Origin of the sequence: Pseudomonas sp. Choline-02u-1 (assembly GCF_002836515.1) — a bacterium.
Lineage (GTDB): Bacteria > Pseudomonadota > Gammaproteobacteria > Pseudomonadales > Pseudomonadaceae > Aquipseudomonas.
In genome coordinates, this window is sequence record NZ_PJBC01000045.1 from 1 (window position 1) to 406 (window position 406).

The window sequence follows — 406 nt, forward strand, 5'->3', positions numbered from 1 at the left end:
TGGAACGATCTGTGGCTGCTGCTGGAAGTCTTCCACGAAGGCAAACAACCGCAAGTGCTCGGCGAAAACGTCACCAGCGACGTCACCGACAACAAAAGCGATTTCCACCAGGGCTACCGCAACAGCTTCCTCGCCACCCCGTGGGACGCGCACTACCGCCCTGCCCTCGAACACCCGAAACCGAAAGTCCTCGGCAGCCAGACCGCCGTCGTCACCGGCCCCGCCGGTGAAGAAATCCACTGCGACCAGTACGGCCGTATCAAAGTCCAATTCCACTGGGACCGCGACGGCCAGTCCGACGACAAAACCACCTGCTGGATGCGCGTTGCCAGCGGCTGGGCAGGCAGCGCCTACGGCGGCATCGCCATCCCGCGCATCGGCATGGAAGTCCTCGTCACCTTCCTCG

General features: G+C 63.3%; 1 protein-coding gene. It reads left to right on the top strand.

Annotation, left to right across the window (positions count from 1 at the left end):
- On the top strand, positions 1–406 hold a 406-nt coding region (tssI, locus tag CXF97_RS14025), incomplete at both ends, for a type VI secretion system tip protein TssI/VgrG (RefSeq protein WP_157830896.1).